Here is a 24,850-nt window from a genome sequence, read left to right on the forward strand (position 1 = left end):
ACTAAGCAAAAAACCAGTAATCCTTAACCACTTCTTTGCCCCAAGAATCAAGTAGGGCTTGTATTTCCTTCTTCCCATCGGGAGAAGAAACTACAATCATAATCTGCGCATTTTCTATAGATGGGACATCTGTATAAGATTGCATACGTACATCATAAATGTCTTTACCTATCTGTTTCTCATTATTTGAAACCCAGTGAAAGCTGTCATTATACGATTGTAAAATCTTAGCCATATCCTTACCGTTGCGACCGGCACCCCAGAGTACGAGTGGTCGTGTGTTATCACGATCTATCTCATAGAAGAAACGCATTTTCATATCAAAATAGCGATTGTCTTTATACTCATCCCAAGTACGTGAGATACGGTTAGAGCGATCACGCCAGTGGTGAAGTATGGCATCTATCCCTATAACTTTGATCCCGTGTTTGTACATACGGAAACATAAATCATAATCTTCTGGATAGATAACAGGATCAAAAGCACCTACGGCATCAAAATCATCTTTATGAATCATCCAGCAATGTGACGGGATAACACACTCTTTATAAATCTGCTGGTAATGTGTGCTTGTTCTTGCCACTTCATTAAGCCAGCGCTCATAACGTAAAAAACCATCACCTACCTCGCCCTCATCTACAAAGTGCTCTGTACCTCCAGCAATCACGTGCCCTTTTCCATACTTATGCCACTCATCTACTAGAAGCTGAATTTTATAATCTGGCATTTTATCATCAGAGTCCATCCTGTTGAGCAGGGTTCCGCGTACTTCTCTGTATCCACATTGTAATGTCGGGATGAGCTTATAGCCGTCACTGTCAAAAACACGAACGCGTGCATCTTGCTTTGCAAATGCTGCAAGAATCTCTGGAGTCTCATCTGTGCTGTGATCATTTACAGCAATAAGTTCCCAGTTTTGATACGTCTGGTTTATAATCGAGTTTATGCAATCGTGTAGATATGGAGCCGTGTCTTTTACGGCCATTATGATAGATACGAGGGGTTGATTTACTGCCACGATTTTGGTAGGTTTTTTGTGATTTCTATAGGGTCAAAAGTACTACTTTCTCTCGCGCCGTGTTCGGTTGCCCATTTTGCCGTTTCTTGTAATCCTTGTGCAAGTGTTGTGGCTGGTTTTAGAGTAAAGATTTCTGTAAATTTTGAGTGGTCTGCATAGGCGTGTACCACTTCCTCGCGCTGTTCGAGGTGGTTGATGATCACTTCTTTTTTCATAGCAACTCCTACTTCTTTAGCTAGATCATTTACCGTGTTTTCGGTGTCTGCGCCTATGTTAAAATTTTGGTTGTCCGCTTTCGCGAAAGCGTAACTAGCCGCAATATAAGGTGCTATATCATCTATGTAGGTAAAAGCACGGGTCTGATTTCCGTCGCCAAAGATGGTAAGCGGTTCATCCTTTAAAATCTGATTCATAAATATACCCACCACATTGCGATACTTATCTCCTATGTTTTGTCCAGGCCCATACACATTATGCGGGCGAAAGATAATATAGTCTAGCCCAAACATGTTATGTGCATTATCCAGATCCATCTCTACCGCATATTTTGCAATACCATAAGGGTCTTCGGGTTGTGGTTTTTGCGATTCTTTAAGTGGTAATTCTTGAGTTCCATATACAGCAATAGAGCTTGTGAAGATGAACTTCTTTATGTTGTGATTAACCGCTGCATTAATGAGATTGATGCTCCCAATGAGGTTATTCTCGTAGTTGAACTTACGGATAAAATGGCTCAACCCTTCGGCGGCATATGCAGCTAGATGGTATACGTAGTCAAAATTATATTGATTAAATATAGCGTCAATAAGTGAGACATCTGTAATAGAGCCATTGATAAATGTTGCGCCTTCTGGAATGTTGTCTTCAAAACCACCAGAGAGATCATCAAGTATAACGACTTGATGATTTAAATCAAGTAAATGACGAGCAACATGACTTCCTATAAAGCCAGCTCCACCAGTAACTAATGAGGTTATTTGCATGCTGCAAACTTAGAAAAAGGAATTGAGAGGAGTGTTGTTTTGCTTTCGCGAAAGCATAAAAAAACCACCTTTTACAGTGGTCTTTTAGATTTTATCTCTTGCTTGCTCTGGCTTGCTTGAAGTATTTTACTGGAGGAAAGAGCATCCCAAAAGATTCTCCATCTCCTTTACCTAAATGTTTATGGTGCATTTTATGTGCTCTTCTTAATGCTTTACCATACCATCCATTTGCATTACGAAATAATTTAAATCGCTGGTGAATAAAGATGTCATGTACGCCAAAGTAAGCAAGACCGTAGGCAAAAATACCTAAGCCTATAGGTAAACCGATCCATACGCCTTCATACTGCCACAATAGGAAACAGCCTATCGAAACTAGGGCATAAAAAATAAAGAAGAGATCATTTTTTTCCCACCATGAGTTGTGTTTTTTGTGGTGGTGATCTTGATGAAGTGACCATAAAAAGCCGTGCATCACATATTTATGTGTTGCCCAAGCTAGAAATTCCATTACGACGAATGTCATTACAAAAACGAGTATCCAAAGAAATGTTTGCATTAGTATAAGGTAAATTTTAAATGAGGTTTAAACGATATTTAACATAGCTACGAGCCAATAGACTAGCTTTCACATAGTCTGGTACTCGTACACGTGTATTTTTAATTTCGGCAGAAGGTACTTTCTTGAGTTTAGTAAGCAGCTTTTTGTAATATCTAAAAGCAGTGTACACTCCAAATTTTGCTTCTATAGGTAGTCTATTGATTCCTGCAAGACCTTTTGCAAAATCTTCTTCTATATCTGCAATGATGCTTTGCTTTGAAGCTTCGTCAAGTTCGTGAAGGTTGGTATCTGGAAAATACGTTCTACTTAATCCTTCAAAATCTGCTTTGAGATCTCGTAAGAAGTTTACCTTTTGAAAAGCAGAGCCTAGACTCATGGCGCTTTCCTTAAGAGATTCATACTGTTCTTTATCTCCTTGTACAAAAACGGTAAGGCACATAAGGCCTACTACATCTGCACTTCCATAAATGTACTCTCTGTACTCTGCATCGGTCAAGTAGTCTGACTTTGTGAGGTCAAGACGCATACTTTTCATAAAAGCATCTATGTGCTCTTGTTCTATAGCAAACTTGTGCACCGTCTCTTGAAAAGCATTGAGAATAGGGTTTAAGCTAATCTTGTCTTCTAGCGCATTTTTAAGATCTTGATTAAAACGCTCAAAAAGAAGCGCTTTATCATAATCATGAAAAGAGTCTACAATCTCATCTGCAAAGCGTACGAAACCATAAATATTGTAAATGTCCTGTCTTATTGACGGTGCAAGCATCTTTGTAGCGCTGGCAAAGGAAGTACTATAAGATTGGGTAACAACCTTGGCACAACTTCTGGAAACGGTGTCAAATAATGATTTCATATTAACTTTTAATTTTTGCTATAAGTTGAGATGTTAACTTTCCAGATATAAGAGCTGGTGGTACGCCAGGACCAGGAACAGTTAACTGACCAGTAAAATACAAATTTTTCACTTTCTTACTTCGTAAATTAGGTCTAAGAAATGCAGTTTGTTTTAAGGTGTTTGCCATTCCGTATGCATTGCCTTTAAAGCTATTGTATTCGCTTATAAAATCTTTAACGCAAAAAGATTCATTAAATAATATGTGACTTCTAAAGTCTTGACCAGAAAGACGCTCAAGCCTCTCCATAATTATGTCAAAATATTTATCTCTAAGTGCCTGTGTATCTTCTACTCCAGGTGCTATTGGTATCAAGAAAAATCCATTTTCTTTACCAGTAGGAGCCATAGTTTCATCACTAATAGATGGGAAGTTTGCGTAAAATAACGGTTCCTTGGGCCAAGCAAGATCATCATAAATCGTTCTTGCGTGCTCATTAAAATCCGTGTCAAAAAATAAATTATGATGAGCAACTTTTTCAAATTTCTTGTCAAACCCGACATAAAAGAGGAGTGATGAAGGAGCAAAAACTCGACTCTCCCAATATTTTTCTGAATACTGGCGATGAGCAGGCTCTAGTAAAGTCTCTGTATGGTGATAGTCTGCGCCACTTACTACGATGTCTGCATTAATCGTTTTTCCATTGACAACAATACCTTTTGTGACTCCGTTTTCTACAATAATTTTTGATGCGCCAGCATTAGTATGCATAGTGACACCAAGACTTTCGGCTAGAGAAATCATTCCTTTTATTACAGAGTGCATTCCACCTCTAGGATGCCATGTTCCTAAGCCAAAATCTGCATAGTTCATAAAACGATAAAAAGCAGGTGTTTTATCTGGTTTTGCACCCAGAAAGAGCACTGGGAATTCTAAAATAGAAACAAGTTTCTCATTTTTAAATGCTTTGCGTACATCATCACTTATCGTTTTGAAAAATTGTGCAACTCGTACTGCAGTCTCAGGTGTTACCAGTTCAAACGGAGAAAGACCAGGTTTATTAACTACATCATTTATAGCAATGTCATAATTAACCCCTGCTTCTTTGATAAATTTCTTTAGTGCTGGTGAGCTGCCTGGTTCTATGCGTTCAAATTCTATAGCAATTTTATCAAGGGTATCACCTATAGTCACAATTTCATCTGCAAACCAAACATGATACGCAGGATCAAGTTTTTCTAAGCTGTAATAATCTGATACTTTCTTTCCAAAATCGCCGAAGAATTTTTCAAAAATATCAGGCATCCAGTACCAGCTAGGGCCCATGTCAAAGGTGAACCCATCACGTTTGAGTTGTCTTGCTCGCCCTCCTAGGGTGCTATTTTTCTCAAAAAGATGAACCTCATTTCCTGCTTTTGCAAGATAACTTGCTGCAGAAAGTGATGAAAACCCAGAACCTATGATTATAATTTTTTTATGCATATGATGGCGTAGACTGTTTTATAACGTTTACAAACTCTCTTATGCTAAGCATAATGTGAATGTTTGAAGGTATTTTACTTTCATCTATCTTACTAGTCATCGCTCCAAGCACGTATAAATCTAATTTCTGATTTTCAAAAACAGCATTGAAATCCTCAAAATATTGAGGAATCTCACTTTCTAAGGGATTAACAGTGAAGTAAGATGCAAATGATAAATTAGGATGATTAACAGAAAGGTATTTTAAGTTTGAAAGCATAATGCTTTGACCTAAGTAAATAACTTTATATCCGTGAGAAACCAATTCGTAATTAAGGAATAATAATCCTAATTCGTGTATTTCATTTTCAGGGAGGAAAAGTGCAAATGTTTTCTCCTTTAATGGAGGGACATTGATTTGTGTCTTTTCAATATTAATGAGAATTTTATGCTTTATGAGATTAAATATAAAATGTTCATGGGATGGGTTTATCGTATCTGTCTGCCATAATAGTCCAATCTCATGAAGTAGTGGTATAAAAACCTCGTAAAATATATCTACAAAGGGTTTCGTCTCATTGAGCGCATTATATGTTTTGTGAAATAAGTTTTGATCAAAATTCATCATTGCTATCTTAAATGAATTGATAGCATGATTTTCACTAGACTCATTAGATTCAGAAATTAAGCTTGCAACAAGTATTGCTATTTCTTTCGTAGAGTGACGGGCAATTTTTGAGATTTTGTATTTATGTTCCGTAAGAAAAACTACGTTAAGTAATTTCTGTAAATCGCTTAGTGCATAAGTTCTAATATTTGTATCTGTACGTTGTGGTTCAAGGAGTCCATATCGTTTTTCCCATATACGTATGGTATGCGCCTTAATACCACTTAAGCCTTCAAGGTCCTTTATACTAAATTTTGTCTTTACAGCATTTTTCATAAAACTCCTTATTTATATGTAAAAATAGGGAATTAAATGATTTTGTTTAACCAATGAGTATTAAAATTTAAACAAAGTTTGTAAAAATGCAGTTATGCTTTCGCGAAAGCGTGATAATTTCAGGAAATAATTAGTTTGATGAACCTACTGAAGCCTTATAGCTTAGTGGATTGTATGGTGTATGGAAGATATGTAATAAAAAAGAGAGTTAATCACATAATTAACTCTCTTTGTACCCGGAATGGGACTTGAACCCACACGCAACTAGTGCACACGGCCCTCAACCGTGCCTGTCTACCAATTTCAGCACCCGGGTAGATAAGCGGCATTTTATCAATGCGGGTGCAAATATAAAATGTTCTTGTGAGACTCTAGAGTGAATCTAAAACTATTTTTAAGGGTTGTTGAATTTAAAGCATAAAAAAACCTTCATCTAGTGATGAAGGTTTATACTCATAAAGTGACCTGGCCGGGGCTCGAACCCGGGACCCTCTCCTTAAAAGGGAGATGCTCTACCAACTGAGCTACCAGGTCGTCATTTTAACGAGGGTGCAAATATAAAGTCTTCCTTTGAAACTCAAAGCATAATCTGAAATTATTTTTTGAATTTTTTTTGCATAAAAAAACCTCCATCAAAAGATGGAGGTTTGCACTTATCAAGTGACCTGGCCGGGGCTCGAACCCGGGACCCTCTCCTTAAAAGGGAGATGCTCTACCAACTGAGCTACCAGGTCATTGCCTCATTGCGGGTGCAAATATACATCTAATTAATTCTTATTTCCAAACCTTTTAAATAAAATTTTTATTCTTTTTTTTAGTTTAATATATACCTTTGTTTTTCAATAAGTTCGTATATGAAATATTTTTTAATGGGGTACATGGGGTCAGGAAAATCAACCATTGGACCACTACTCGCTGAAGCACTTTCTTACAAATTTTTAGATTTTGACACCTATATAAAAGAGGCAGAGGGCAATAGTATCTCAGAAATATTTAAAAATAAAGGTGAAATTTATTTTAGAAAAGCCGAAACAAGACATCTAAAAGCGTTAATTGACGAAAATGATGACGATATAGTAGTCGCTTTAGGAGGTGGAACACCTTGTTATGGAAACAACTTGCAGCTCATTAAAGAAGCAAATACAAAGACAATGTATCTTAATTGGAACTTTAAAGTACTTGCAAATAGATTATGGGAGGCAAAAGCGGAGCGCCCATTAATCGCTAGTATGCAATCACTAGAAGATCTAGAAGACTATATAAGGAAGCATTTATTTGAGAGAGGGTTTTATTACAACCAAGCGGATGTTGTGGTTAAAGTAGAAACCCAATCACCAGAAACATTAACTGCCGAAATTTTAAAGAAACTACTCTAATACAGCAGTGTCATTACCTTTTCTAAAGGTAACTTTTACAGATTCATTAAGTGATGTGCTTAACGAGATTCCTTTAAAGTCTGCTTTTACGGGGTACTTTTTGTGATTTCTATTTACTAGTACAGCTGTCTTAAATCTCTTTAAAGGCACATCGAGAAAATGTTTTACACCATATATGAGCGTAGTTCCAGAATTGAGTACATCGTCTATAAGAATTACAGACTTGTTTTGATATTCACTTGCTGGAAGACTTGTTTGTACAGTACCTAACGGATTTTTCTTATCCATAGTCACTTTACAAAGAATTGTCTTGAGAGGAGATATCTCTGCAAGAACCATGGCGAGACGTTCGGCAAATTTATAACCGTTATCTGCAATGCCTGCTAGAATCACTTCTTCTTCATTTGCATTGCTTTCGTAGATTTGAAAGGCAATCCGCTTTGTTTTATGAGCTATTGCTTGATGGTCTAATATTTTTTCCAGTTTTACTTTCATATCTGTGCTAGCTTATGGGTTAAAGATATTCAATTAACCTACTATTCTTCTTCATCGCTTTTAAAAAAATCGTCATTGTTATAAATCTCATCAATGCTTCGTCTGTCTTTTTTAGTAGGGCGACCCACTCCTTTCTTGCGATAATAATCTTTTGAGTATTTGAGCAATTCTAGTTTCTCTAGGTTTTCCTTTGGAGTTTTATCTCGCACATACATACCTACTAATTTTGCACCCAGTCTACTTTCAGGAAGATCAAGGACTTCTAGAATATAAGTGACTTGGTTTTTGCGCACAGAGATAGTGTCGGTGGGATATATTTCTCGAGATGGTTTAATTGACGTATTATTAATTTTGACTTGACCTTTCTTGCAAGCTGCTGTAGCTATAGATCTCGTCTTAAAGTAGCGTACGCACCATAAATATTTGTCTACTCTCATATAAAAGGTATAAAAACCGCGTTAATAAAGGTAAAGTAATGTGCAAAAATACATCAAAATTGTATCTTGCACTCCTTAAATTAAAATTGATGAAATTAAGAAACTACCTAGGTTTAGCCATAGTTTTATTATTATGTGTTGGTTGCCCTTCTGATGATGATGGCATTGAGTCGGTTCCTCCACGTGATAGAGGAGAACAGGCCATAGAAGATGATGCAGAAATACGTGAATATCTAGAGACACACTTTTATAATTACGAGGAGTTTGAAAATCCTACAGCAGACTTTGATTATAAAATACGTTTTGACACTATTGCTTCGATTAATAGTGATAAAACACCAATCATTGATCGACCTGAGTTAACAAGCATTACTTATAACCGTGTTGATACAGATCAAACAGTTTACATTCTTACAGCTAGACAGGGGGCTAGCGAGAAGCCGGCAGCTACTTACTCAGATTCAACGTTAGTAACTTATACTGGAAGAAACTTAAATAGTACAACTTTTGATTCCTCACCTAATCCAGTGTGGTTTGATCTTACTGGAACCATAGATGGTTTTCAAAATGGAATTGCTGGCTTCAAAGGAGCTGGGGCAGGACCTGTTGCAAATGGTGATGGAACAACATCTTATGAAGATTTTGGTGTAGGAGCTGTATTTATTCCTAGTGGACTAGGTTATTTTAATTTACCTCCTGGTAATGTTGAAATTTACAGTCCTCTCGTATTTACATTCTCTGTGTTTGATGTAATCATTACAGATCATGACGGTGATGGAATTATATCTATTAACGAAGATCTTGATGGGAACGGCTTTCTATTTGATGAAGCAGATAATCCTGATGACGATTTAGCATTTGCCTTCCAAGATCCAGATGATGATAATGACGGTGTTCGCACTAGATTAGAAATAGTGCTTGACGAAGATGGAAATTTCATTTCATTTCTTGATACAGATGATGATGGTATTAGCAATCATCTTGACAACGATGATGATGGAGATGGTAGGAATACTCTAGATGAAATCCAAATTAATAGCTCAACGGGAGTTGTAACTTATACAGACACAGATGGAGACGGTATACCTGATTATCTAGATGCAGATAGTTAGAATTTAATTACGCTTTCGCGAAAGCGCTAAATAAATTTGAAAAGTCACATTGTTTCACACAATGTGACTTTTTTGTTTAGACTGATATTTGAAGCTCAATCAAGTGAATTAAAAAGGTTGTTTCGATTATAGATAGATTACATCGCAGCTAGAGATTGAGCGTAATTGCTTGTTTTGTAAAGATCCTCTTAAAATTAGGCACAAGGTATACCAAAAAAAAATCGGGTATTCCCATAAAGAATACCCGATTTTGAAATCTATAATTTTTTAACGCTAGTTCCCTCCATCAAGAGAGTACGATAAACTCAAAATCCATTGTGATGGTCTTGCATCTACTTTAAAGCCTACACTGTTATCTTCAGCCTGTGATTCTGTTACAATGGTATTGTCTGTAAATGCTCCCTCGTATCTCACATCAATTCCTAGCTTGCCAAATGAAAGCCCTGCGCCTAGCTGGTAGCCTACAGTAAATGAATTTTCTGGATCTTCAAAATCAATGTCTATGCCGTCAAACTCATCGTCAATAATATATTGAAAAGAAGGTCCAGCCTTCACATTTAAAGGCCCTATAACATTAAAACCAACAAGTACTGGAATGTCAATTTTTGACAATTCATAATCTATACTATTTGAACCCGAGATATTGCTCTGATATTCTGTGTTGATTTTTGTGTAAAGTAACTCTGGCTGTATGAAGATACCGGCAAACACTGCCTTATAATAAATTCCAGCGTGAAAGCCAGACTTATTTTCCTTGTCAAAAGTACTCTCGGCAAATTCTGAGGTAAACTCTAGATCTCCTACAGAGCCATAATTGAGTCCGCCCTTGATTCCGAAGCCAGCGCTTTGGCTAAATGCAGTCATACCTGATAAGAGTAATACTGCTACAATGATTTTTTTCATAATTGAAGTTTTATTGATTAATAAAGAGACAAATAAAAAGGCAGTATGTTACAATCATACTGCCTATGTCTTTTATGTAAACGGTGGTGTTGTTTGATTATTTTCTAGCAACTACTTTTTCTACAGCCTTTACGATAGCATCTGCATTAAGCCCGTATTTTTCCATAAGTTGTTCTGGCGTCCCACTTTCTCCAAATGTATCTGCTGTCGCAACGTACTCTTGTGGTACAGGGTGGGTAAGAGATAGCTCTCTTGCTACACTTTCTCCTAGACCTCCTAAAAAGTTATGCTCCTCTGCAGTTACCACGCATCCAGTCTTTTTTACAGATTTGATGATTGCCTCTGCATCTAGAGGTTTGATAGTGTGTATATTGATTACTTCTGCTGTGATGCCTTTTTCATTAAGTACTTTGCAAGCCTCAAGCGCTTCCCATACTAGGTGGCCAGTCGCAACAATAGTTACATCATTACCTTCTTGTAATTGTACTGCTTTCCCTATTTCAAATTTTTGATTTTCAGGAGTGAAGTTAGGCACTACCGGACGTCCAAAACGTAAATAAACTGGCCCTACGTGATCTGCAAGTGCTATAGTCGCAGCTTTGGTCTGGTTATAATCACACGTATTGATCACTGTCATTCCTGGTAACATCTTCATGAGTCCGATGTCCTCAAGAATTTGGTGTGTGGCTCCATCTTCACCTAAGGTAAGACCTGCGTGAGATGCACATATTTTTACATTTTTGTCAGAATATGCGATAGACTGTCTAATCTGGTCATAAACACGACCCGTAGAGAAGTTTGCAAAAGTTCCTGTGAAAGGAATTTTACCACCTATTGTTAGTCCTGCGGCGATACCCATCATATTTGCTTCGGCAATTCCTATTTGGAAAAAACGTTCTGGATTTTCATCTATAAACGTTTGTATTTTTAGAGAACCTATAAGATCTGCACAGAGAGAAACAACATTAGGATTTGTTCTCCCTAATTCTGTCATTCCTGCTCCAAAACCTGATCTTGTATCCTTACTGCCTGTATTTTCGTATGTTTTCATTGTAATGATTTTTGGTACGCTTTCGCGAAAGCGTAATAAGAAAAAGGTTTAGTAGTCGCCTAAGGTTTCTGGATTCTGTGCTAGAGCACTCGCGAGTTGCTCATCATTAGGAGCTTTACCATGCCACGCGTGGGTGCCCATCATAAAGTCTACACCATTACCCATGATTGTGTGTAATAATACACAAACTGGTTTTCCATTTCCAGAAAGATCTTTGGCTTGATTCATTCCTTTTACAATAGCTTCTACATCATTTCCTTGCTCGATATCAAGAACAATCCACCCGAAAGCTTCAAATTTTGCGCGCACGCTTCCCATATTTAATACGTGGTCTGTGCTACCATCGATCTGCTGTCCGTTAAGATCTACGGTAGCGATAATATTATCAACCTTTTTTGCCGAAGCATACATAATTGCTTCCCAGTTTTGACCTTCTTGCAATTCACCGTCTCCCATTAAGGTATAGATAGTGTGGTTGTCTTTGTTAAGTTTTTTTGCTTGAGCTGCACCTACCGCAACACTTAATCCTTGACCTAGTGATCCAGAGGCGATACGCACTCCAGGAAGCCCTTCATGTGTAGTAGGGTGTCCTTGTAGTCTAGAGTTAAGTAATCTAAAAGTGTTAAGCTCTTCGACTGGGAAATATCCAGAACGAGCTAATACACTATAGAAAACTGGAGATATATGACCGTTAGAAAGGAAGAAAAGATCTTCTCCTATACCGTCCATATCAAATCCTTCTTTACGTTCCATAAGCTCTTGATAGAGAACCGAAATAAATTCGGCACATCCTAATGATCCGCCTGGGTGTCCAGAACTTACTTTGTGTACTTGTCGTACGATATCTCTACGCACTTGGGTTACAAATGCTTCTAGCTTCTCTATGTCTGCCATATTATTGAATTTATTATGTAAAAATAAGCATATAAAAAAGTCCTACCATCGAGATTGCTCAAGATTGTAGGACTTCTTTGATTTTTGCGAAATATTGAATTTAAACTGCGTTATGCAATTACATCCATATTATCAGAAAGTGTGCCTATAAACTTTGTGATAGGTCCTTTAACCATCATCGCCATCATGGCGTTAAATTCTCCTTCAAAGTGAAGTTGTACCTCAGTTTTATCTGCTGCTAGTTCTTTAATATCTGCAGTAAGTTGGAAAGGTATTTTGTCACTTGCTGCTCCTAGTACTACTTTACTATGAGGAATTCCTTCCTTAAGGTCTAATACTATTTCTGGCATACCTTTAAGTCCAAAAAGGAAACGTGTGTCGCTTATCTTTTCAAACTTAGTGTTCTCTGGCATTAATTTTTCAAAGTTCTCAATGTTCATTAAGAAGTTATAAACTTCTTCTTGTGACTTGTTGAGCGTCTTTACAGGACTTTCTAAATTCATTTAGGTTTTTTTAATATTATTTTTCCCAGGTTGACGGGTTCTTACGCCAGTTTTCTAGCGTTTCTTGTTGTGCTTCGGTAATAAAATTTGTGTCCCTAGCTTGTAGTAGTAAATGAGAGTAATCACTAAGTGTGTTGAGTGTAACTCCAGCTTCTTCAAAATTCTGAGTAGCAGTATCAAAACCGTAGGTAAAGATGGCAAGCATCCCTTTTACCGTCATGTTAGAATTTTTAAGAGCTTCTACTGCCATAAGGCTACTCTTACCTGTGCTTATAAGATCTTCTATCACCACAACAGTGCTGTTAGGTTCTAGGTGACCTTCTATCTGGTTTTTACGTCCATGCTTCTTAGGCTCTGGACGTACATAAGCAAATGGTACGTTGAGATAATCTGCAACAAGCATACCAATACCTATAGCTCCTGTAGCAACACCCACAATAGCATCTGGCTTGCCGTAGATGTTTTCTACTTGCTTTGCCATTTCTTGATGAATGTAGTTTCTAATAGGAGGGTACGATAGTGTGATGCGGTTATCACAATAAATTGGGGATTGCCAACCAGAAGCCCATGTAAAAGGTTCTTGCGGTTGTAATTTTATTGCATTAATTTGCAAAAGCAATTCGGCAGTTTTTTTTGCCGTTTCTTTGTCTAAAATCATACTGCAAATGTATAAAGTTTTTGTGAATGATATTCCTATTATTCTATCTACAGAAAAGGTAATAGGGAAGAACTATAAAACCATCTCCATAAAGAAGGTCAAGATTAAGAAACTGATCAAGAAATTATATGATGGAGAACAGTTATATATTAACCTCTACCACCCTAAGGAAGAGAAGTTACTCAAGCACCTGCGCAAGAAACTTAAACTTGTAATAGCGGGCGGCGGACTCGTATATAACGATAAAAAGGAAATTCTTTTTATCTATCGCAATGGTCGCTGGGACTTGCCTAAAGGTAAGATTGAGAAAAAAGAAGATATAGAGGACTGTGCTATTAGAGAAGTAGAGGAGGAGACAGGTGTTACTGGTCTCACTATTACAAAGCCTCTGGAAATTACTTACCATGTTTTTAAACGCAATGGCGAGTTCAGGCTTAAGGAGACCTTCTGGTTTGAAATGCACACAAGCTGCACAGACGAGCTAGTGCCGCAAGCTAAGGAAGGCATTAAGAAAGCTAAGTGGCTCAACTTTGAAAAATCACAGAAAGCGCTTGATAAATCTTATGAAAATATCAAGCTTATCTTTCCTAAAGAATATTTAATTAAGCATCCTAACGATAGGGTAGCGTAGGTGTGCTTTCTCATAGCTAGAAGATTTTTTATGAATCCAGTCTAGCTGAGCGTACCAGTTATTTGCAAAATCAGGATTTAATGATTTCTTGAGATTAAACTCTATTCTAATTTTAGGGTGAGTCTCAAGAAATTGTTGAGCCTTATCTTCCCATACATATGGCGAGAAGCCTTCCTTCTGTTGCAATATGGTGTCAAAAAAGTTCCAGTTAAAGAAACTATCTGTCGCCTCTGGCTCTAGCGTTTCTAGAATGTAGCGTATTCCTTTTTGGTCTGTAGGTACTATGTAGCCACCTCTTGGTATGGTAACTTCTTCTTCAGAAGTTTTTAAACTGGTGTTGTAATGTAAATAATGACCTTCATAAGGGCTATTTCGAGTTTCATAGGTGTCTATATGATATACTTGAGCAACAAATGTCGTGTCCTTTTTAAGCTGATCAAACTTAATGTCATTTGCCTTTAAGATAAGCGCAACATCTCTGTAACCCCTTGGGATTACATAAGCTTTTGGTATCATTACCTCCTTTGTAGGCTTAAAATAATCGTAGTAAGTAACTTTTTTAGTAAAAGGTTTATTAACGTCATATTTAAGACGTTCCTTCCCGGTTACTTCACTAGGTTGCATCCTTCCTTCATATCCTAAGAAGTCTAGAGTGGTGGTTTTTGTGGTGTCTAACTCAAATTGTACAGGATAGGTTTCCGCTTTCGCGAAAGCGTTAAAAGCACTTTCACGCATTTCTTTAATCTTCGTGCCGTTTTCGGCAGTGATTTTTAAGATGCTTTTCATTAATTCGTACGTTCCTTCCACTCTAGGTTTGTAGGGTTTGAGCATGTGAGTTTCTACCATAAGTCCTATGGTGTTCCATAGCGAGGTGAAACCCGTCGAGTAGCGTGGGTAATCCATAAACTGGCTAAAGCCTTTTTCTGGAGTGCTATTAAAGACGTTCACATAAGGAGTAATTTCCCAGTCTTTTGTCTTAAGGTCTTCCTCTAGCATAGGCTGGAACTCATCATGTACGTAGTCACCTAATGCTCCTCCCAGTTTGTTGTGTTGTGTAAAGAGATGTGTGAGCGTGTATTGATAATCTGCGCCATTGCTTACGTGATTATCTATAAAAACATCTGGCTCAATCATGTGATAAATTTCTGCAAAAGCGGCAGCGTTTTTTGTGTCACGCTTTATAAAGTCACGGTTAAGATCATAGTTTTGTGCATTTCCTCGGAAACCATATTCTTTTGGTCCATTCTGATTGGTTCTCGTCCCGCTATTACGGTTAAGAGCGCCACCCACATTATAGATTGCAATCGCACTTACCCATGTGTTTTCTGGGGCCTCTATCTTTCCTTGTGCGAGGTCTCGCATAAGCATCATAGTTGCATCGATTCCGTCTGACTCCCCAGGGTGAATACCATTATTAATGAGAATACGACGCACATCTTTATCGTCAGAAAACTCACTGTCAAAACTTCGATTAGGATTAAAAGTAACTAGCGTGAGCGGTTCGCCAGCATCAGTCGTGCCTACTTCATAGGTTTTTATAGAGCGATATGCAGTATCAAGATCCTTATAAAAAGCGATGACTTCTTGGTAGGTTGGTGTTTCTGTACCTCCGCTTTTTTCAAAGCGCGTAGTAAAGTCTTTATTTTCTGGATTATCTTTTGTGTCACCACAACTTATGATAATGGCGAGTAGTGGGAGTAAAAAAAGTCTTTTCATTTGGTTGTACTTGAAGTGTGAAGATACAAATTGGCTCAAAAAATAAAAAGTAAGTTATTTTTGGATGTATAGTGTTTGAGTTACGCTTTCGCGAAAGCGTAAAAAAATTAAAAGAAAGGAGTGTACTGCAAGACTCTGAAGTCTATAGTATTGAATTGCGGATTTTCCTTTTTGAGTTGTTTGTATAGAGCAAGACTGCCCACGGCTCTATTTGCCGCTCCAGATGGTGCCGTGAGAGACACCGTTTTAATAGTGCGTCCTTGCCATTGAAACTGATGTACTCGCGGTACTTCGCTACTTACCACTTTCAACTTTACATCCTGTTCTTTGCAAGCTTTCCTAAAGAAATACTCAGGGCCATTTTTACTATTTCCGCCAGTGAATAATAGTGTTTCCACCTTTGGAGATTTGCTCAAGTAACCGAAAATATCTCTTAAGGTTACATTAGTCATTCCAATATCTGAGGCGTCTATTTTAATGCGTTCTGAGGAAGCGACGATATCACAAACACCAATATTACGAGATGTGAGAAAATCTTTGCGCTCTTGAATGGCTTGCTCTGTAGTTTCAAAAGTAAGATTGAGATTGAAAATCTTATTTAAAATAGGCCATAGTTGCCCATCGATACTCCCGTAGCAAAAGTTTACATCTCCCGTTTTAAGAGTGCCTTCTGTAAATCTAGGAGGAGGAAGTGTGCCTACAATGAGTTTTGTGGCGTTCTCAATATTAAACGGCGGATAAGGATGTGTATGTTTAAAAACAGACATTATGATTGTGTCGCAGCAACAAGTCTTTCTACTTCTATAAAAGTATTTTTGTGTAGTTTTCTATTGGGTGTAGTAAGGTTTAAAAACTCTTCTTGCATCTCGTGTAGCACTTCTAGCGCTTTAGATTGCATCTTACTTTCAATATAAAATTTTGAGAGTTGCACGCGCTCAGGATAATTAGAATAACGCTGATCTATTTTTTTTAGGATAACTTCTGCCTCATCATCTTTCCCAGTTTTTGATAAGGCGAGCCCATATTTAAACTGTGCTTGCGACTTTTCAAAATCTGAGACGGTGCTCATTTTCTCACCTATGGCAATTACTTCATCATACTTTTCTTGCTCAAAAAGAGCAAGTAGTAATTGTGTGTTTGCATAGTAATCGTTTTTCTGACTTCCTTTTAAAACACTATCGTATTGAATCGCTGCCTCTTTAAAGTTGCCTATCGCAAGTAATGCATCGCCTAGCTCCACACGATTAGAATACGTGTCAGAAAATTCAACTTTCTTTTCTAGTTGGCTTATCTTTTTAGTAGGGTTAATAACCGCTGTAAATTCCTTTTGAACGACAGCAACATCCTTTTTATTGAAAATCTGAGCGATTACATATACTAGGCAGCCTATGGCAGGCAATAGGAGGATAGCAAAGTACCAGTAAAAACTATTTTTATTCTTGTAAACGTGGTAAGCACATGCCAGCTGGAGCGCAATAAGAATGTAATACGTCATAGTGATACTTTTTATTTATAAAGATAGTATAGGCAGATGATTAACAGAATTTTAAAATAGGTTCTTTTTGAAAAATGCTACCTTGAGAATAACTAAAAATATGGATATGGGAAGAGGAGATAAAAAATCAAGAAGAGGAAAAATAAGCCGCGGAACTTTTGGCGCAAAAAGAAGAAAAAAAGGAAGAAAGAAAGCTAAGGACGCTGCGAAAATGCAGAAGGATTAGTAGTTGTTCTAGTATTATAAGATGTTTTCCAGAGCGTAAAAAACCCATCATAGATTTCTCTGTGATGGGTTTTTAGTCATTGTAGACAATTACCTTGTAAATACAAATTCGTTTTTATCTTCATTAGACTCCTCTGCGCTGTATGCGTAGCCATCATAATCAAATCCTTTAAGATCTTCTATGCTGTTTACATCTTTATCGATAATGTAACGCACCATCGAGCCACGTGCTTTTTTTGCGTAAAAAGCAATAATCTTTAGTTTACCATTTTTAAAGTCTTTAAAGATAGGCGTGATTACGGGAACCTTAAGTTTTTTAGGCTGTACTGCTTTAAAGTATTCTTGGCTCGCAAGATTAACAAAAAGCTCATCATCTTCTAGTTCCTCATTAAGACGATTAGTAAGCGTGTCTCCCCAAAACTCATACAAGTTCTTAGTGTTGTAGTATTCTAGCTTAGTTCCCATCTCAAGACGGTAAGCTTGCATTAAATCTAGTGGGCGTAATATTCCATACATACCACTTAAAATTCTTAGCGTGTCTTGAAGTTTGTCTAATTTTTCTGTTGGGATAGTGTATGCATCAAGACCTGTATACACATCGCCATCAAAAGTATAAACCGCTGGTCGCGCATTACTTATTGTAAATGGTGTTGTGAAATCTTGATAACGCTGATAGTTTAAATCTGCCAGTTTCTCACTAATGTGCATTAAGTCTTGAATCTCTTTCTTTGTAGTATTTGAGAGTTTACTATTAAGCTTTTCTGCCTCTTCAAGAAACTGCGGTTGCGTAGCTCTAGTGGTTGGAAGTTTTGATTCAAAATTGAGTGACTTTGCTGGTGATACAACAATTTTCATAGGTGTTTTTCTTTTGTATCAAAGTTAGCAATAATGTCTTATAATTAAGTGCTTGGCTATTGTTTTTGGTTATGGTGGGATTGGTAGTTTAATGTGGTGTGTGATTATTAAAGATGTAAAGTTTAATAATATCAAATGTTCAACATCCCTCTAAATCTCCCTTCAAAGGGAGATTTCTAGCTCCTTCCCTTTGAAGGGAAGGTTGGGTTGGGGTTGGATAGGATTTTACTATTTATTTAAAAACTTACATTTTTAAAATAATCCAAAAAAAAAGCGAGTCACTGTTTTTAAACAATGACTCGCTTTTGATGTAATTATGAGTTTGTAGTATCAGCTTTCGCGAAAGCGTAGTTCAACTATTGCTCCTTACTGTGCGTAGCATAAGATCGCCACTTATCTATACAGCCCGTCATATCTTCTGGTACTGGGGTTTCAAAACGTTTGTATTCTCCGGTAGTAGGGTGTACAAAACCTAATGTTTTTGCATGCAGTGCCTGGCGTGGTAAAATCTTAAAGCAGTTATCTACAAACTGTTTATACTTAGTAAACGTCGTTCCTTTTAAGATAGCATTACCACCATAACGCTCATCGTTAAATAAGGTGTGTCCTATGTGCTTCATGTGCACACGTATCTGGTGTGTACGTCCCGTCTCAAGCTTACAACTCACAAGTGTTACATAGCCTAGGCGCTCTATTACTTTGTAATGAGTAACAGCTGGTTTTCCTTGGTCTTCATCCTCGCCGTAAAAAACGGTGTTTTGCAATCTGTTCTTTGGGTGACGGCCTATGTTTCCTTCTATCGTTCCTTCGTCATCTACTACGTTACCCCATACGATAGCAACATATTCTCTCTCTGTCGTTTTATTAAAAAACTGCTTAGAGAGGTGTGTCATTGCTTGCTCTGTTTTGGCAACTACCAGTAAACCACTAGTGTCTTTATCTATACGGTGTACAAGCCCTGGTCTATCACTAGAATTGTTAGGCAGGTTATCTACGTGGTGAATAAGTGCGTTAATAAGCGTTCCAGAGTAATTACCGTGACCTGGGTGCACCACCATTCCTGCAGGTTTATTGACTACCATAAGTTGGTCGTCTTCATACACCACATCGATATCAATATCTTCTGGAGTGAGTAAAAACTCGTGTGGTGGGTGCTCAAACATGGCACGCACAACATCTCCCGCTTTTACTTTATAATTTTGTTTTACAACAATATTATTTACTTGAATGCTACCGTTTTTGGCAGCCTTCTGGATTTTATTACGGGTAGCATTTTCTACAAAATTCATTAAGAATTTATCTACGCGTAATGGTTCTTGACCTTTACTAGCAGTAAAACTGTAGTGCTCGTAAAGTTCGTCGTCTTGAGGTTCTGGACCTATAAATTGTTCTTCGTTCATTGTTTAGTTTTCGTCTGATGAGTCATCAGAAATAGCGTCGCGGTAGTCACCTTTACCATTACCTAATACTAGGTCGATAACAGAAGTTTTTTCTAGTCTATCTCCAGCTTTCACTCTCTTTCCTTTGTGTCTTATATCTCTTACTTCGTCTTTTCCTATCCAGTCTACATAGGTTACTTTTCCTATCTCAAATCCTAGTGCCTTTAATGAAGGTTCTGCCTGGCGGCGTGTTTTACCTACAATAGGAGGGATGGTCATTTTTTGATAACCAGATGGGTTGAGTACTAAGTATATCTGTCTGTTTTCTTTTACAAATTTACCAGCATTAGGCTCTTGGTCAATCACAGAATACTTAGGATAATTAGGATTAAAATTTGCACTGTCAATAATAAAGTAACGCAGGTCTGCATTTTCTAGTTCTTGAGAGACTAGATCAAGCGTCATCCCTTTTACATTAGGCACTGCAATGCGCTCATCGTGATTTGTGGTGCTCCCTAACCACCATCTAGTAACAAATACTAATGCGATGATGATGATGATAGCAAGTACAATTTGTTTTACAAATGCTTTGCTTACTAGAAATTTTAAAAGACTCATAGACGGGTTGTGGTTAAGGGTGCAAATATATAAAATAGATAGCCTATTTGGTGTAGGTATGATTATACCTATTTTTACATTAACGTTAACGAGACAGATTTAGTTTTGTCTTTTCAAATTTTCACGAAAGTGCAGAAAAAAAATATCGCCGTTTTAATGGGTGGCTACAGTAGCGAGTACCAAATATCGCTTAACAGTGGTGCCACCGTAGTTGCTTCTTTAGATAAAGAAAAATACCAAGTGTATGCCGTGCATATCCTTAAGGAGGGATGGTTTTGTGTGATAGATGGCGAGCGATTTGCAATAGATAAAGGCGATTTTAGCTTTATTGACGCTTTCGCGAAAAAGGTAACCTTCCAAGCTTGTTACAATACCATACACGGAACGCCAGGCGAGGACGGAAAACTACAAGCCTACCTAGAATTACTAGGAATCCCACAGACGAGTTGTGACTTTTATGAAAGCGCAATGACGTTTAATAAGCGCGACACACTAAGCGTGTTAAGTTCATACGGCGTGCCAATGGCGCAATCTGTGTACGTAAATAAAGGCGATGTGATAGACATGCCCTTTAAAAATTCGCTTGCCTTAAAAGTGGGGTATCCATGTTTTGTGAAGCCTAACCGTGCAGGATCTAGTTACGGCGTGAGTAAAGTATATAAAGAAGGAGATCTCGAGCAAGCTCTTGAGCATGCGTTCTCTGAGGATAGCCAAGTGCTGATAGAATCTTTTTTAAGCGGTACAGAGGTGTCTGTAGGCGTGTATAATTTTGGTGGAGAGACACAAGTATTGCCTGCTTGTGAGATTGTACCAGACGGAGACTTTTTTAGTCTAGAGGCAAAATACTCTGGAAAATCCCAAGAGATTGTGCCCGCACGACTCTCCGAAAAAGAGACAAATGAAGTGCAAGGACTTACAAAAGGGATTTATGACCTCTTGAGTCTCAAAGGAATTTGTCGTGTAGATTTTATTTTTCACGAGGGTAAGCCGCATTTTGTTGAGGTAAATACCAATCCTGGATTGTCAAAGGAAAGTATTATCCCAAGAGAATTTAAAGCAGCAGGATTATCACTTGCAGAAGTTTTTGGTGAAGCCATTGAACATTGTATAAAGCGAGCGCAGGTATAAACAGCGTTACTAGTAATTAAAAAGAATACCATATTAAGCTATAGATTATGATAAGAAAAGCAGTATTTCCTGGAAGTTTTGACCCTATTACTCTTGGGCATTATGATATTATAGAAAGAGGTCTTACCCTTTTTGATGAGGTAATACTTGCTATAGGTGTCAACTCAGATAAAAAATATATGTTCTCTTTAGAGCAGCGCAAGCAATTTCTAGAAGATACTTTTAAAGATGAGCCGCGTATTAAAGTAATGACTTATAAAGGTCTTACTATAGACTTCTGTAAGGAGCAAGAAAGCGAATTCATACTAAGAGGACTGCGTAACCCTGGAGATTTTGAGTTTGAAAAAGCGATAGCTCATACTAATAGAAAATTATCTGGTATCGAGACCGTATTCTTACTTACCAGCTCTGGTAAGAGTTATATCTCCTCATCTATTGTGCGCGATGTAATACGTAATGGTGGTGACTGTTCTGGTCTAGTGCCAGATGTGGTAGAACCTTGTGCAAATGGGATTTGGAAAGAAATTCAAGAGAAAGCGTAGTATAATTTACTCAGATAAAATCATAAAAAAGCCGCCCATTGGGCGGCTTTACCATTTATATATAGGGTAATCTCAACTTACTTTTTATTCTGTTGTTCTTTGATAGTCTTTTTATCGATATCAAAGTCATTTGTAGTCTGGTTTACATTTCCCGTTGGATTGGTCGGGTTAGTTTGCTCTACTTTTCTTTCAAATTTACGTTCCATAATCTTTTTCATTTTTAATTTGATATAAAGATAAAAATCACGGTTGTTAATTCGTCTTAAAGGCTTGTTAGTCTTAGGTTAAAGTGTTGATTACCTAATAGTTTCTACAAAGCTAGCCACACTGTTTGCTCCATTCTTAGTAATATGCTTTATAAAAGCGCTTCCTATAATGGCTCCTTTTTGGTGTGTAGTTGCTGCTTTAAAAGTCTCTTCATTACTAATACCAAATCCTACAATTTGCTGGCTCTTTAGATTCATTGCAGCGATGCGCTCAAAGTAATCTGAAGTCGTATTACTAAAGCCGCTAGTACCACCCGTAGTACTCGCGCTACTCACCATATAGATAAAGCCATCACTTGCCGCATCTAGTTGCTGGATGCGCGCATCACTCGTTTGAGGAGTAATGAGAAATACATTGATAAGTCCGTATTTTTCAAAGATTGCTTTATACTCCGCTTCGTATTCGGCTAGTGGTAAGTCTGGCATAATGATTCCATCGATACCTATTTCTTGACAACGCTTACAGAATTTCTCAACTCCATATTGTAACATCGGGTTAAAGTAACCCATCACAATAAGCGGAATGTGAATGGTCTCACGAATACCGTCCAGCTGGCTAAACAGTTTTTCGGTAGTCATTCCGTTATGAAGCGCAGCAGTACTTGACTCTTGAATAGTAGGCCCATCTGCTAGCGGATCTGAAAAAGGTAATCCTATCTCCACCATATCTACACCGCTTTCTTGAAGCTGCGTTAAGATAGAAACAGTATCATCTATCGCTGGATATCCAGCAGTGAAGTATAAGCTTAGTAGCTTTTTATCTTCTTGTAATTTTTGTTTTATTCTATTCATCTGAATAAATATTTTGTCATTCCCGCATAGGCGGAAATTTATTATTGATGTTTTTTTGCTTTCGCGAAAGCGTGCTTCTATAATTTGAAATAATCGATATAGGTATTCAAATCCTTATCACCACGTCCCGAAAGGTTGATCACTACGATGTCGTCTTTTTTGAATTTTCTGGTTTCAAAAATAGCAAGTGCGTGACTTGTCTCAATAGCAGGGATAATTCCTTCTAGCTTACTTAATTCTAGTCCAGCCGTCATCGCATCTTCATCTGTAACAGAGATAAACACCCCACGCCCAGAGCGAAAGAGGTTTGCGTGCATAGGTCCTACACCAGGGTAGTCTAGACCAGCAGAGATAGAGTAAGGCTCTGTAATCTGCCCGTCGTCTGTTTGCATTAATAAGGTCTTACTTCCGTGTATAATTCCCTCACGTCCCAGTGCAGATGTTGCAGCACTCTCACCCGTATCTACACCTTTTCCAGCAGCTTCTACAGCAATAATGCCTACATCTGGTTGATCTAGATAGTGATAATATAATCCAGCAGCATTACTACCGCCACCTACACAGGCAACTACATAGTCAGGATTTTCTTTTCCTTCTTTTTCTAATAATTGTTTCTTAGTCTCCTCAGAAATCACCGATTGGAAACGAGCTACCATATCTGGATAAGGGTGTGGCCCTACCACAGAGCCTATGATGTAGTGAGTATCTACTGGATTGTTAATCCAGTCACGTATCGCTTCGTTAGTTGCATCTTTAAGTGTTCTACTTCCAGACATTGCTGGGCGTACAGTTGCTCCTAGCATTTTCATGCGTGCTACGTTAGGCGCCTGGCGTTCTATATCTATCGCTCCCATATATACGATACATTCTAGACCCATAAGTGCGCAAACCGTAGCTGTTGCAACACCGTGTTGTCCAGCACCAGTCTCTGCAATGATTCTGGTTTTACCTAGACGCTGCGCCATTAAAATCTGACCTATCGTATTGTTTACTTTATGTGCTCCTGTATGACAAAGATCTTCTCTTTTTAAGTAAACTTTTGTGCCATACTTCTCACTAAATCTTTTGGCATAATAAAGCGGCGTAGGGCGACCTACGTAATCCTTTAGAAGTTGTTTGAACTCTTCTTGAAAGGCTGGCTCTTGCATGATTTGTACATACTGTGAGCGCAATTCTTCTACATTAGGATAGAGCATTTCTGGGATGAAAGCACCTCCAAAATCTCCATAATAGCCTCTCTCGTCTGCTTGGTAACTTTTTTCTTTTTCAAGTGTATTCATAGCAATTGTATTATGAGCGAGACGGCGTAAACGCTGCGATCGCTGCTTTAAACTTTTTCAATTTTTCTATATTCTTCATTCCTGGCTTATCTTCAAACTTGCTATTTACATCAAGTGCGATAATAGGCAAATCTGTCGCCAGTATTTCTGTTACTTTTTCTACTTCTTCTAGTCCTATGCCACCGCTTAAAATAATAGGTGTTTGAGACGTGTAATCTTTTAGTACACACCAGTCAAAGGTGTATCCATTTCCTCCTTTTTCTTTTCCCTTGGTGTCAAAAAGGAAGCCATCCACAATTCCTTCATAAGGCTTAAGTTTTTCAAAATCAAAGTTGTCTTTTATTCCAAAAACTTTCCAAATGTTGAGGTCTCGACTGCGCTCGACCAGATAACCTTGAAGTTCTTTTATGTACTCAGGCGACTCACTCCCGTGCAACTGGATTACGTTGAGGTTGTGCTGTATTATTTTCGCTTTCGCGAAAGCAATATCTGCATCTGCAAAAACCCCTACGCGGTCAATTCCCTCCGGTAATTCTGGAATCGCTAGGTCGCCAAAATCTCGTTTGCTTTTCTCATAAAATATAAACCCAAGATAGTCTGGCTGCAATGCAGCGACCTCTTGTGTATTATATTTCATGCCGCATATTTTGATTTTCATGATAGGATTGCGATTGAGGTTAATTGTAATTATTTA

General features: G+C 37.8%; 29 protein-coding genes and 3 tRNA genes. 6 read left to right on the plus strand and 26 right to left on the minus strand.

From position 1 onward, the window contains the following. Position 1 precedes the first annotated feature (1 nt). The 9 genes from KRODI_RS09720 to KRODI_RS09760 all read right to left on the minus strand — a co-directional run bounded on the left by KRODI_RS09720 (position 2) and on the right by KRODI_RS09760 (position 6,534). Positions 2-1,018 carry a glycosyltransferase family 2 protein gene (locus KRODI_RS09720; protein ID WP_013751433.1) on the minus strand — a complete coding sequence of 339 codons (1,017 nt, stop codon included), beginning with the start codon at positions 1,016-1,018 and terminating at the stop codon, positions 2-4. Further along, positions 1,009-2,001: an NAD-dependent epimerase/dehydratase family protein gene (locus KRODI_RS09725; protein ID WP_013751434.1), complete on the minus strand. Its 993-nt coding sequence runs from the start codon at positions 1,999-2,001 to the stop codon at positions 1,009-1,011. The genes KRODI_RS09720 and KRODI_RS09725 overlap by 10 nt, the downstream gene beginning before the upstream one ends. 91 nt (positions 2,002-2,092) lie before the next feature. Further along, positions 2,093-2,560: a sterol desaturase family protein gene (locus tag KRODI_RS09730; RefSeq protein ID WP_013751435.1), complete on the minus strand. Its 468-nt coding sequence runs from the start codon at positions 2,558-2,560 to the stop codon at positions 2,093-2,095. Positions 2,561-2,576: 16 nt separating this feature from the next. Continuing rightward, positions 2,577-3,416 (minus strand): phytoene/squalene synthase family protein, encoded by an 840-nt coding sequence (locus KRODI_RS09735; RefSeq protein ID WP_013751436.1) that lies wholly within the window; start codon positions 3,414-3,416, stop codon positions 2,577-2,579. Position 3,417: 1 nt separating this feature from the next. After that, on the minus strand, positions 3,418-4,878 hold the full coding sequence (locus tag KRODI_RS09740) for a phytoene desaturase family protein (protein ID WP_013751437.1): 1,461 nt from the start codon (positions 4,876-4,878) through the stop codon (positions 3,418-3,420). Next, complete coding sequence (locus KRODI_RS09745) at positions 4,871-5,800, minus strand: MerR family transcriptional regulator (RefSeq protein ID WP_013751438.1); 930 nt, start codon at positions 5,798-5,800, stop codon at positions 4,871-4,873. The genes KRODI_RS09740 and KRODI_RS09745 overlap by 8 nt, the downstream gene beginning before the upstream one ends. 233 nt (positions 5,801-6,033) lie before the next feature. Next, positions 6,034-6,116 (minus strand) — tRNA-Leu (locus KRODI_RS09750). A 145-nt stretch (positions 6,117-6,261) separates the two neighbouring features. Continuing rightward, positions 6,262-6,334 (minus strand) — tRNA-Lys (locus KRODI_RS09755). A gap of 127 nt (positions 6,335-6,461) precedes the next feature. Then, a tRNA-Lys gene (locus tag KRODI_RS09760) sits at positions 6,462-6,534 on the minus strand. A gap of 120 nt (positions 6,535-6,654) precedes the next feature. Here KRODI_RS09760 and KRODI_RS09765 point away from each other — a divergent pair. Next, entirely contained in the window at positions 6,655-7,176 is a 522-nt protein-coding gene (locus tag KRODI_RS09765; protein WP_013751439.1) for a shikimate kinase, read from the plus strand. Here KRODI_RS09765 and KRODI_RS09770 read toward each other — a convergent pair. Together KRODI_RS09770 and KRODI_RS09775 are read right to left on the minus strand one after the other, a co-directional pair. After that, positions 7,168-7,671 (minus strand): phosphoribosyltransferase family protein, encoded by a 504-nt coding sequence (locus tag KRODI_RS09770; protein WP_013751440.1) that lies wholly within the window; start codon positions 7,669-7,671, stop codon positions 7,168-7,170. The two genes, KRODI_RS09765 and KRODI_RS09770, sit on opposite strands and share 9 nt — an antisense overlap. Before the next feature lie 41 nt (positions 7,672-7,712). Next, on the minus strand, positions 7,713-8,108 hold the full coding sequence (locus KRODI_RS09775; RefSeq protein ID WP_013751441.1) for an RNA-binding S4 domain-containing protein: 396 nt from the start codon (positions 8,106-8,108) through the stop codon (positions 7,713-7,715). Between the two features lie 89 nt (positions 8,109-8,197). Here KRODI_RS09775 and KRODI_RS09780 point away from each other — a divergent pair, with 89 nt between their 5' ends. Then, the gene (locus KRODI_RS09780; RefSeq protein ID WP_041295675.1) at positions 8,198-9,220 is read left to right on the plus strand and encodes an FKBP-type peptidyl-prolyl cis-trans isomerase; all 1,023 of its coding nucleotides are present in this window, start codon (positions 8,198-8,200) and stop codon (positions 9,218-9,220) included. 273 nt (positions 9,221-9,493) lie between these two features. On the opposite strand, the gene KRODI_RS09785 is transcribed toward KRODI_RS09780, so the two are convergent. The 5 genes from KRODI_RS09785 to pyrE form a co-directional block, all read right to left on the minus strand. Continuing rightward, positions 9,494-10,123 (minus strand): outer membrane beta-barrel protein, encoded by a 630-nt coding sequence (locus KRODI_RS09785; RefSeq protein WP_013751443.1) that lies wholly within the window; start codon positions 10,121-10,123, stop codon positions 9,494-9,496. Between the two features lie 97 nt (positions 10,124-10,220). Further along, a complete protein-coding gene (locus tag KRODI_RS09790) occupies positions 10,221-11,174 on the minus strand; it encodes a transketolase family protein (RefSeq protein WP_013751444.1) in 954 nt (317 codons plus the stop codon). A 48-nt stretch (positions 11,175-11,222) separates the two neighbouring features. After that, positions 11,223-12,068, minus strand: a complete 846-nt coding sequence (locus KRODI_RS09795) for a transketolase (protein ID WP_013751445.1) — start codon at positions 12,066-12,068, stop codon at positions 11,223-11,225. Between the two features lie 110 nt (positions 12,069-12,178). Then, positions 12,179-12,571, minus strand: a complete 393-nt coding sequence (locus KRODI_RS09800; RefSeq protein WP_013751446.1) for an orotate phosphoribosyltransferase — start codon at positions 12,569-12,571, stop codon at positions 12,179-12,181. A gap of 16 nt (positions 12,572-12,587) precedes the next feature. After that, positions 12,588-13,229 (minus strand): orotate phosphoribosyltransferase, encoded by a 642-nt coding sequence (gene pyrE / locus KRODI_RS09805; RefSeq protein ID WP_013751447.1) that lies wholly within the window; start codon positions 13,227-13,229, stop codon positions 12,588-12,590. A 7-nt stretch (positions 13,230-13,236) separates the two neighbouring features. Here pyrE and KRODI_RS09810 point away from each other — a divergent pair, with 7 nt between their 5' ends. Beyond that, positions 13,237-13,860: an NUDIX hydrolase gene (locus KRODI_RS09810; RefSeq protein ID WP_013751448.1), complete on the plus strand. Its 624-nt coding sequence runs from the start codon at positions 13,237-13,239 to the stop codon at positions 13,858-13,860. Here KRODI_RS09810 and KRODI_RS09815 read toward each other — a convergent pair. The 3 genes from KRODI_RS09815 to KRODI_RS09825 all read right to left on the minus strand — a co-directional run bounded on the left by KRODI_RS09815 (position 13,828) and on the right by KRODI_RS09825 (position 17,071). Beyond that, the gene (locus tag KRODI_RS09815; protein ID WP_041295676.1) at positions 13,828-15,576 is read right to left on the minus strand and encodes a M14 family metallopeptidase; all 1,749 of its coding nucleotides are present in this window, start codon (positions 15,574-15,576) and stop codon (positions 13,828-13,830) included. The two genes, KRODI_RS09810 and KRODI_RS09815, sit on opposite strands and share 33 nt — an antisense overlap. 107 nt (positions 15,577-15,683) lie before the next feature. After that, positions 15,684-16,343: a uracil-DNA glycosylase family protein gene (locus KRODI_RS09820; RefSeq protein ID WP_013751450.1), complete on the minus strand. Its 660-nt coding sequence runs from the start codon at positions 16,341-16,343 to the stop codon at positions 15,684-15,686. Then, on the minus strand, positions 16,343-17,071 hold the full coding sequence (locus KRODI_RS09825; RefSeq protein WP_013751451.1) for a hypothetical protein: 729 nt from the start codon (positions 17,069-17,071) through the stop codon (positions 16,343-16,345). The genes KRODI_RS09820 and KRODI_RS09825 overlap by 1 nt, the downstream gene beginning before the upstream one ends. Before the next feature lie 67 nt (positions 17,072-17,138). Between KRODI_RS09825 and KRODI_RS15450 the strand changes: the two genes are divergently transcribed. Then, positions 17,139-17,297, plus strand: a complete 159-nt coding sequence (locus KRODI_RS15450; protein ID WP_316927778.1) for a 30S ribosomal protein THX — start codon at positions 17,139-17,141, stop codon at positions 17,295-17,297. An 89-nt stretch (positions 17,298-17,386) separates the two neighbouring features. Here the strand turns inward: KRODI_RS15450 and yaaA are convergent, their stop codons facing one another. The 3 genes from yaaA to KRODI_RS09840 form a co-directional block, all read right to left on the minus strand. Further along, the gene (gene yaaA, locus KRODI_RS09830) at positions 17,387-18,151 is read right to left on the minus strand and encodes a peroxide stress protein YaaA (RefSeq protein WP_013751453.1); all 765 of its coding nucleotides are present in this window, start codon (positions 18,149-18,151) and stop codon (positions 17,387-17,389) included. 356 nt (positions 18,152-18,507) lie between these two features. After that, positions 18,508-19,551 (minus strand): RluA family pseudouridine synthase, encoded by a 1,044-nt coding sequence (locus KRODI_RS09835; protein ID WP_013751454.1) that lies wholly within the window; start codon positions 19,549-19,551, stop codon positions 18,508-18,510. A 3-nt stretch (positions 19,552-19,554) separates the two neighbouring features. Further along, on the minus strand, positions 19,555-20,148 hold the full coding sequence (locus tag KRODI_RS09840; protein ID WP_013751455.1) for a PASTA domain-containing protein: 594 nt from the start codon (positions 20,146-20,148) through the stop codon (positions 19,555-19,557). Between the two features lie 129 nt (positions 20,149-20,277). On the opposite strand from KRODI_RS09840, the gene KRODI_RS09845 reads away from it, so the two are divergent. Together KRODI_RS09845 and coaD are read left to right on the plus strand one after the other, a co-directional pair. Next, complete coding sequence (locus KRODI_RS09845; protein ID WP_013751456.1) at positions 20,278-21,276, plus strand: D-alanine--D-alanine ligase; 999 nt, start codon at positions 20,278-20,280, stop codon at positions 21,274-21,276. 50 nt (positions 21,277-21,326) lie between these two features. Continuing rightward, on the plus strand, positions 21,327-21,818 hold the full coding sequence (coaD, locus tag KRODI_RS09850; protein ID WP_049783469.1) for a pantetheine-phosphate adenylyltransferase: 492 nt from the start codon (positions 21,327-21,329) through the stop codon (positions 21,816-21,818). A gap of 77 nt (positions 21,819-21,895) precedes the next feature. Here the strand turns inward: coaD and KRODI_RS15615 are convergent, their stop codons facing one another. From KRODI_RS15615 to KRODI_RS09865, 4 genes are all read right to left on the minus strand, one after another. After that, on the minus strand, positions 21,896-22,036 hold the full coding sequence (locus KRODI_RS15615) for a hypothetical protein (protein ID WP_158307006.1): 141 nt from the start codon (positions 22,034-22,036) through the stop codon (positions 21,896-21,898). 78 nt (positions 22,037-22,114) lie between these two features. Beyond that, positions 22,115-22,876: a tryptophan synthase subunit alpha gene (trpA, locus tag KRODI_RS09855; RefSeq protein ID WP_013751459.1), complete on the minus strand. Its 762-nt coding sequence runs from the start codon at positions 22,874-22,876 to the stop codon at positions 22,115-22,117. 77 nt (positions 22,877-22,953) lie between these two features. Further along, positions 22,954-24,156 carry a tryptophan synthase subunit beta gene (gene trpB / locus KRODI_RS09860; protein WP_013751460.1) on the minus strand — a complete coding sequence of 401 codons (1,203 nt, stop codon included), beginning with the start codon at positions 24,154-24,156 and terminating at the stop codon, positions 22,954-22,956. Between the two features lie 10 nt (positions 24,157-24,166). Then, positions 24,167-24,793: a phosphoribosylanthranilate isomerase gene (locus KRODI_RS09865; RefSeq protein WP_041295678.1), complete on the minus strand. Its 627-nt coding sequence runs from the start codon at positions 24,791-24,793 to the stop codon at positions 24,167-24,169. Positions 24,794-24,850: the final 57 nt, after the last annotated feature.

The sequence above is a fragment of the Dokdonia sp. 4H-3-7-5 genome (assembly GCF_000212355.1).
Lineage (GTDB): Bacteria > Bacteroidota > Bacteroidia > Flavobacteriales > Flavobacteriaceae > Dokdonia.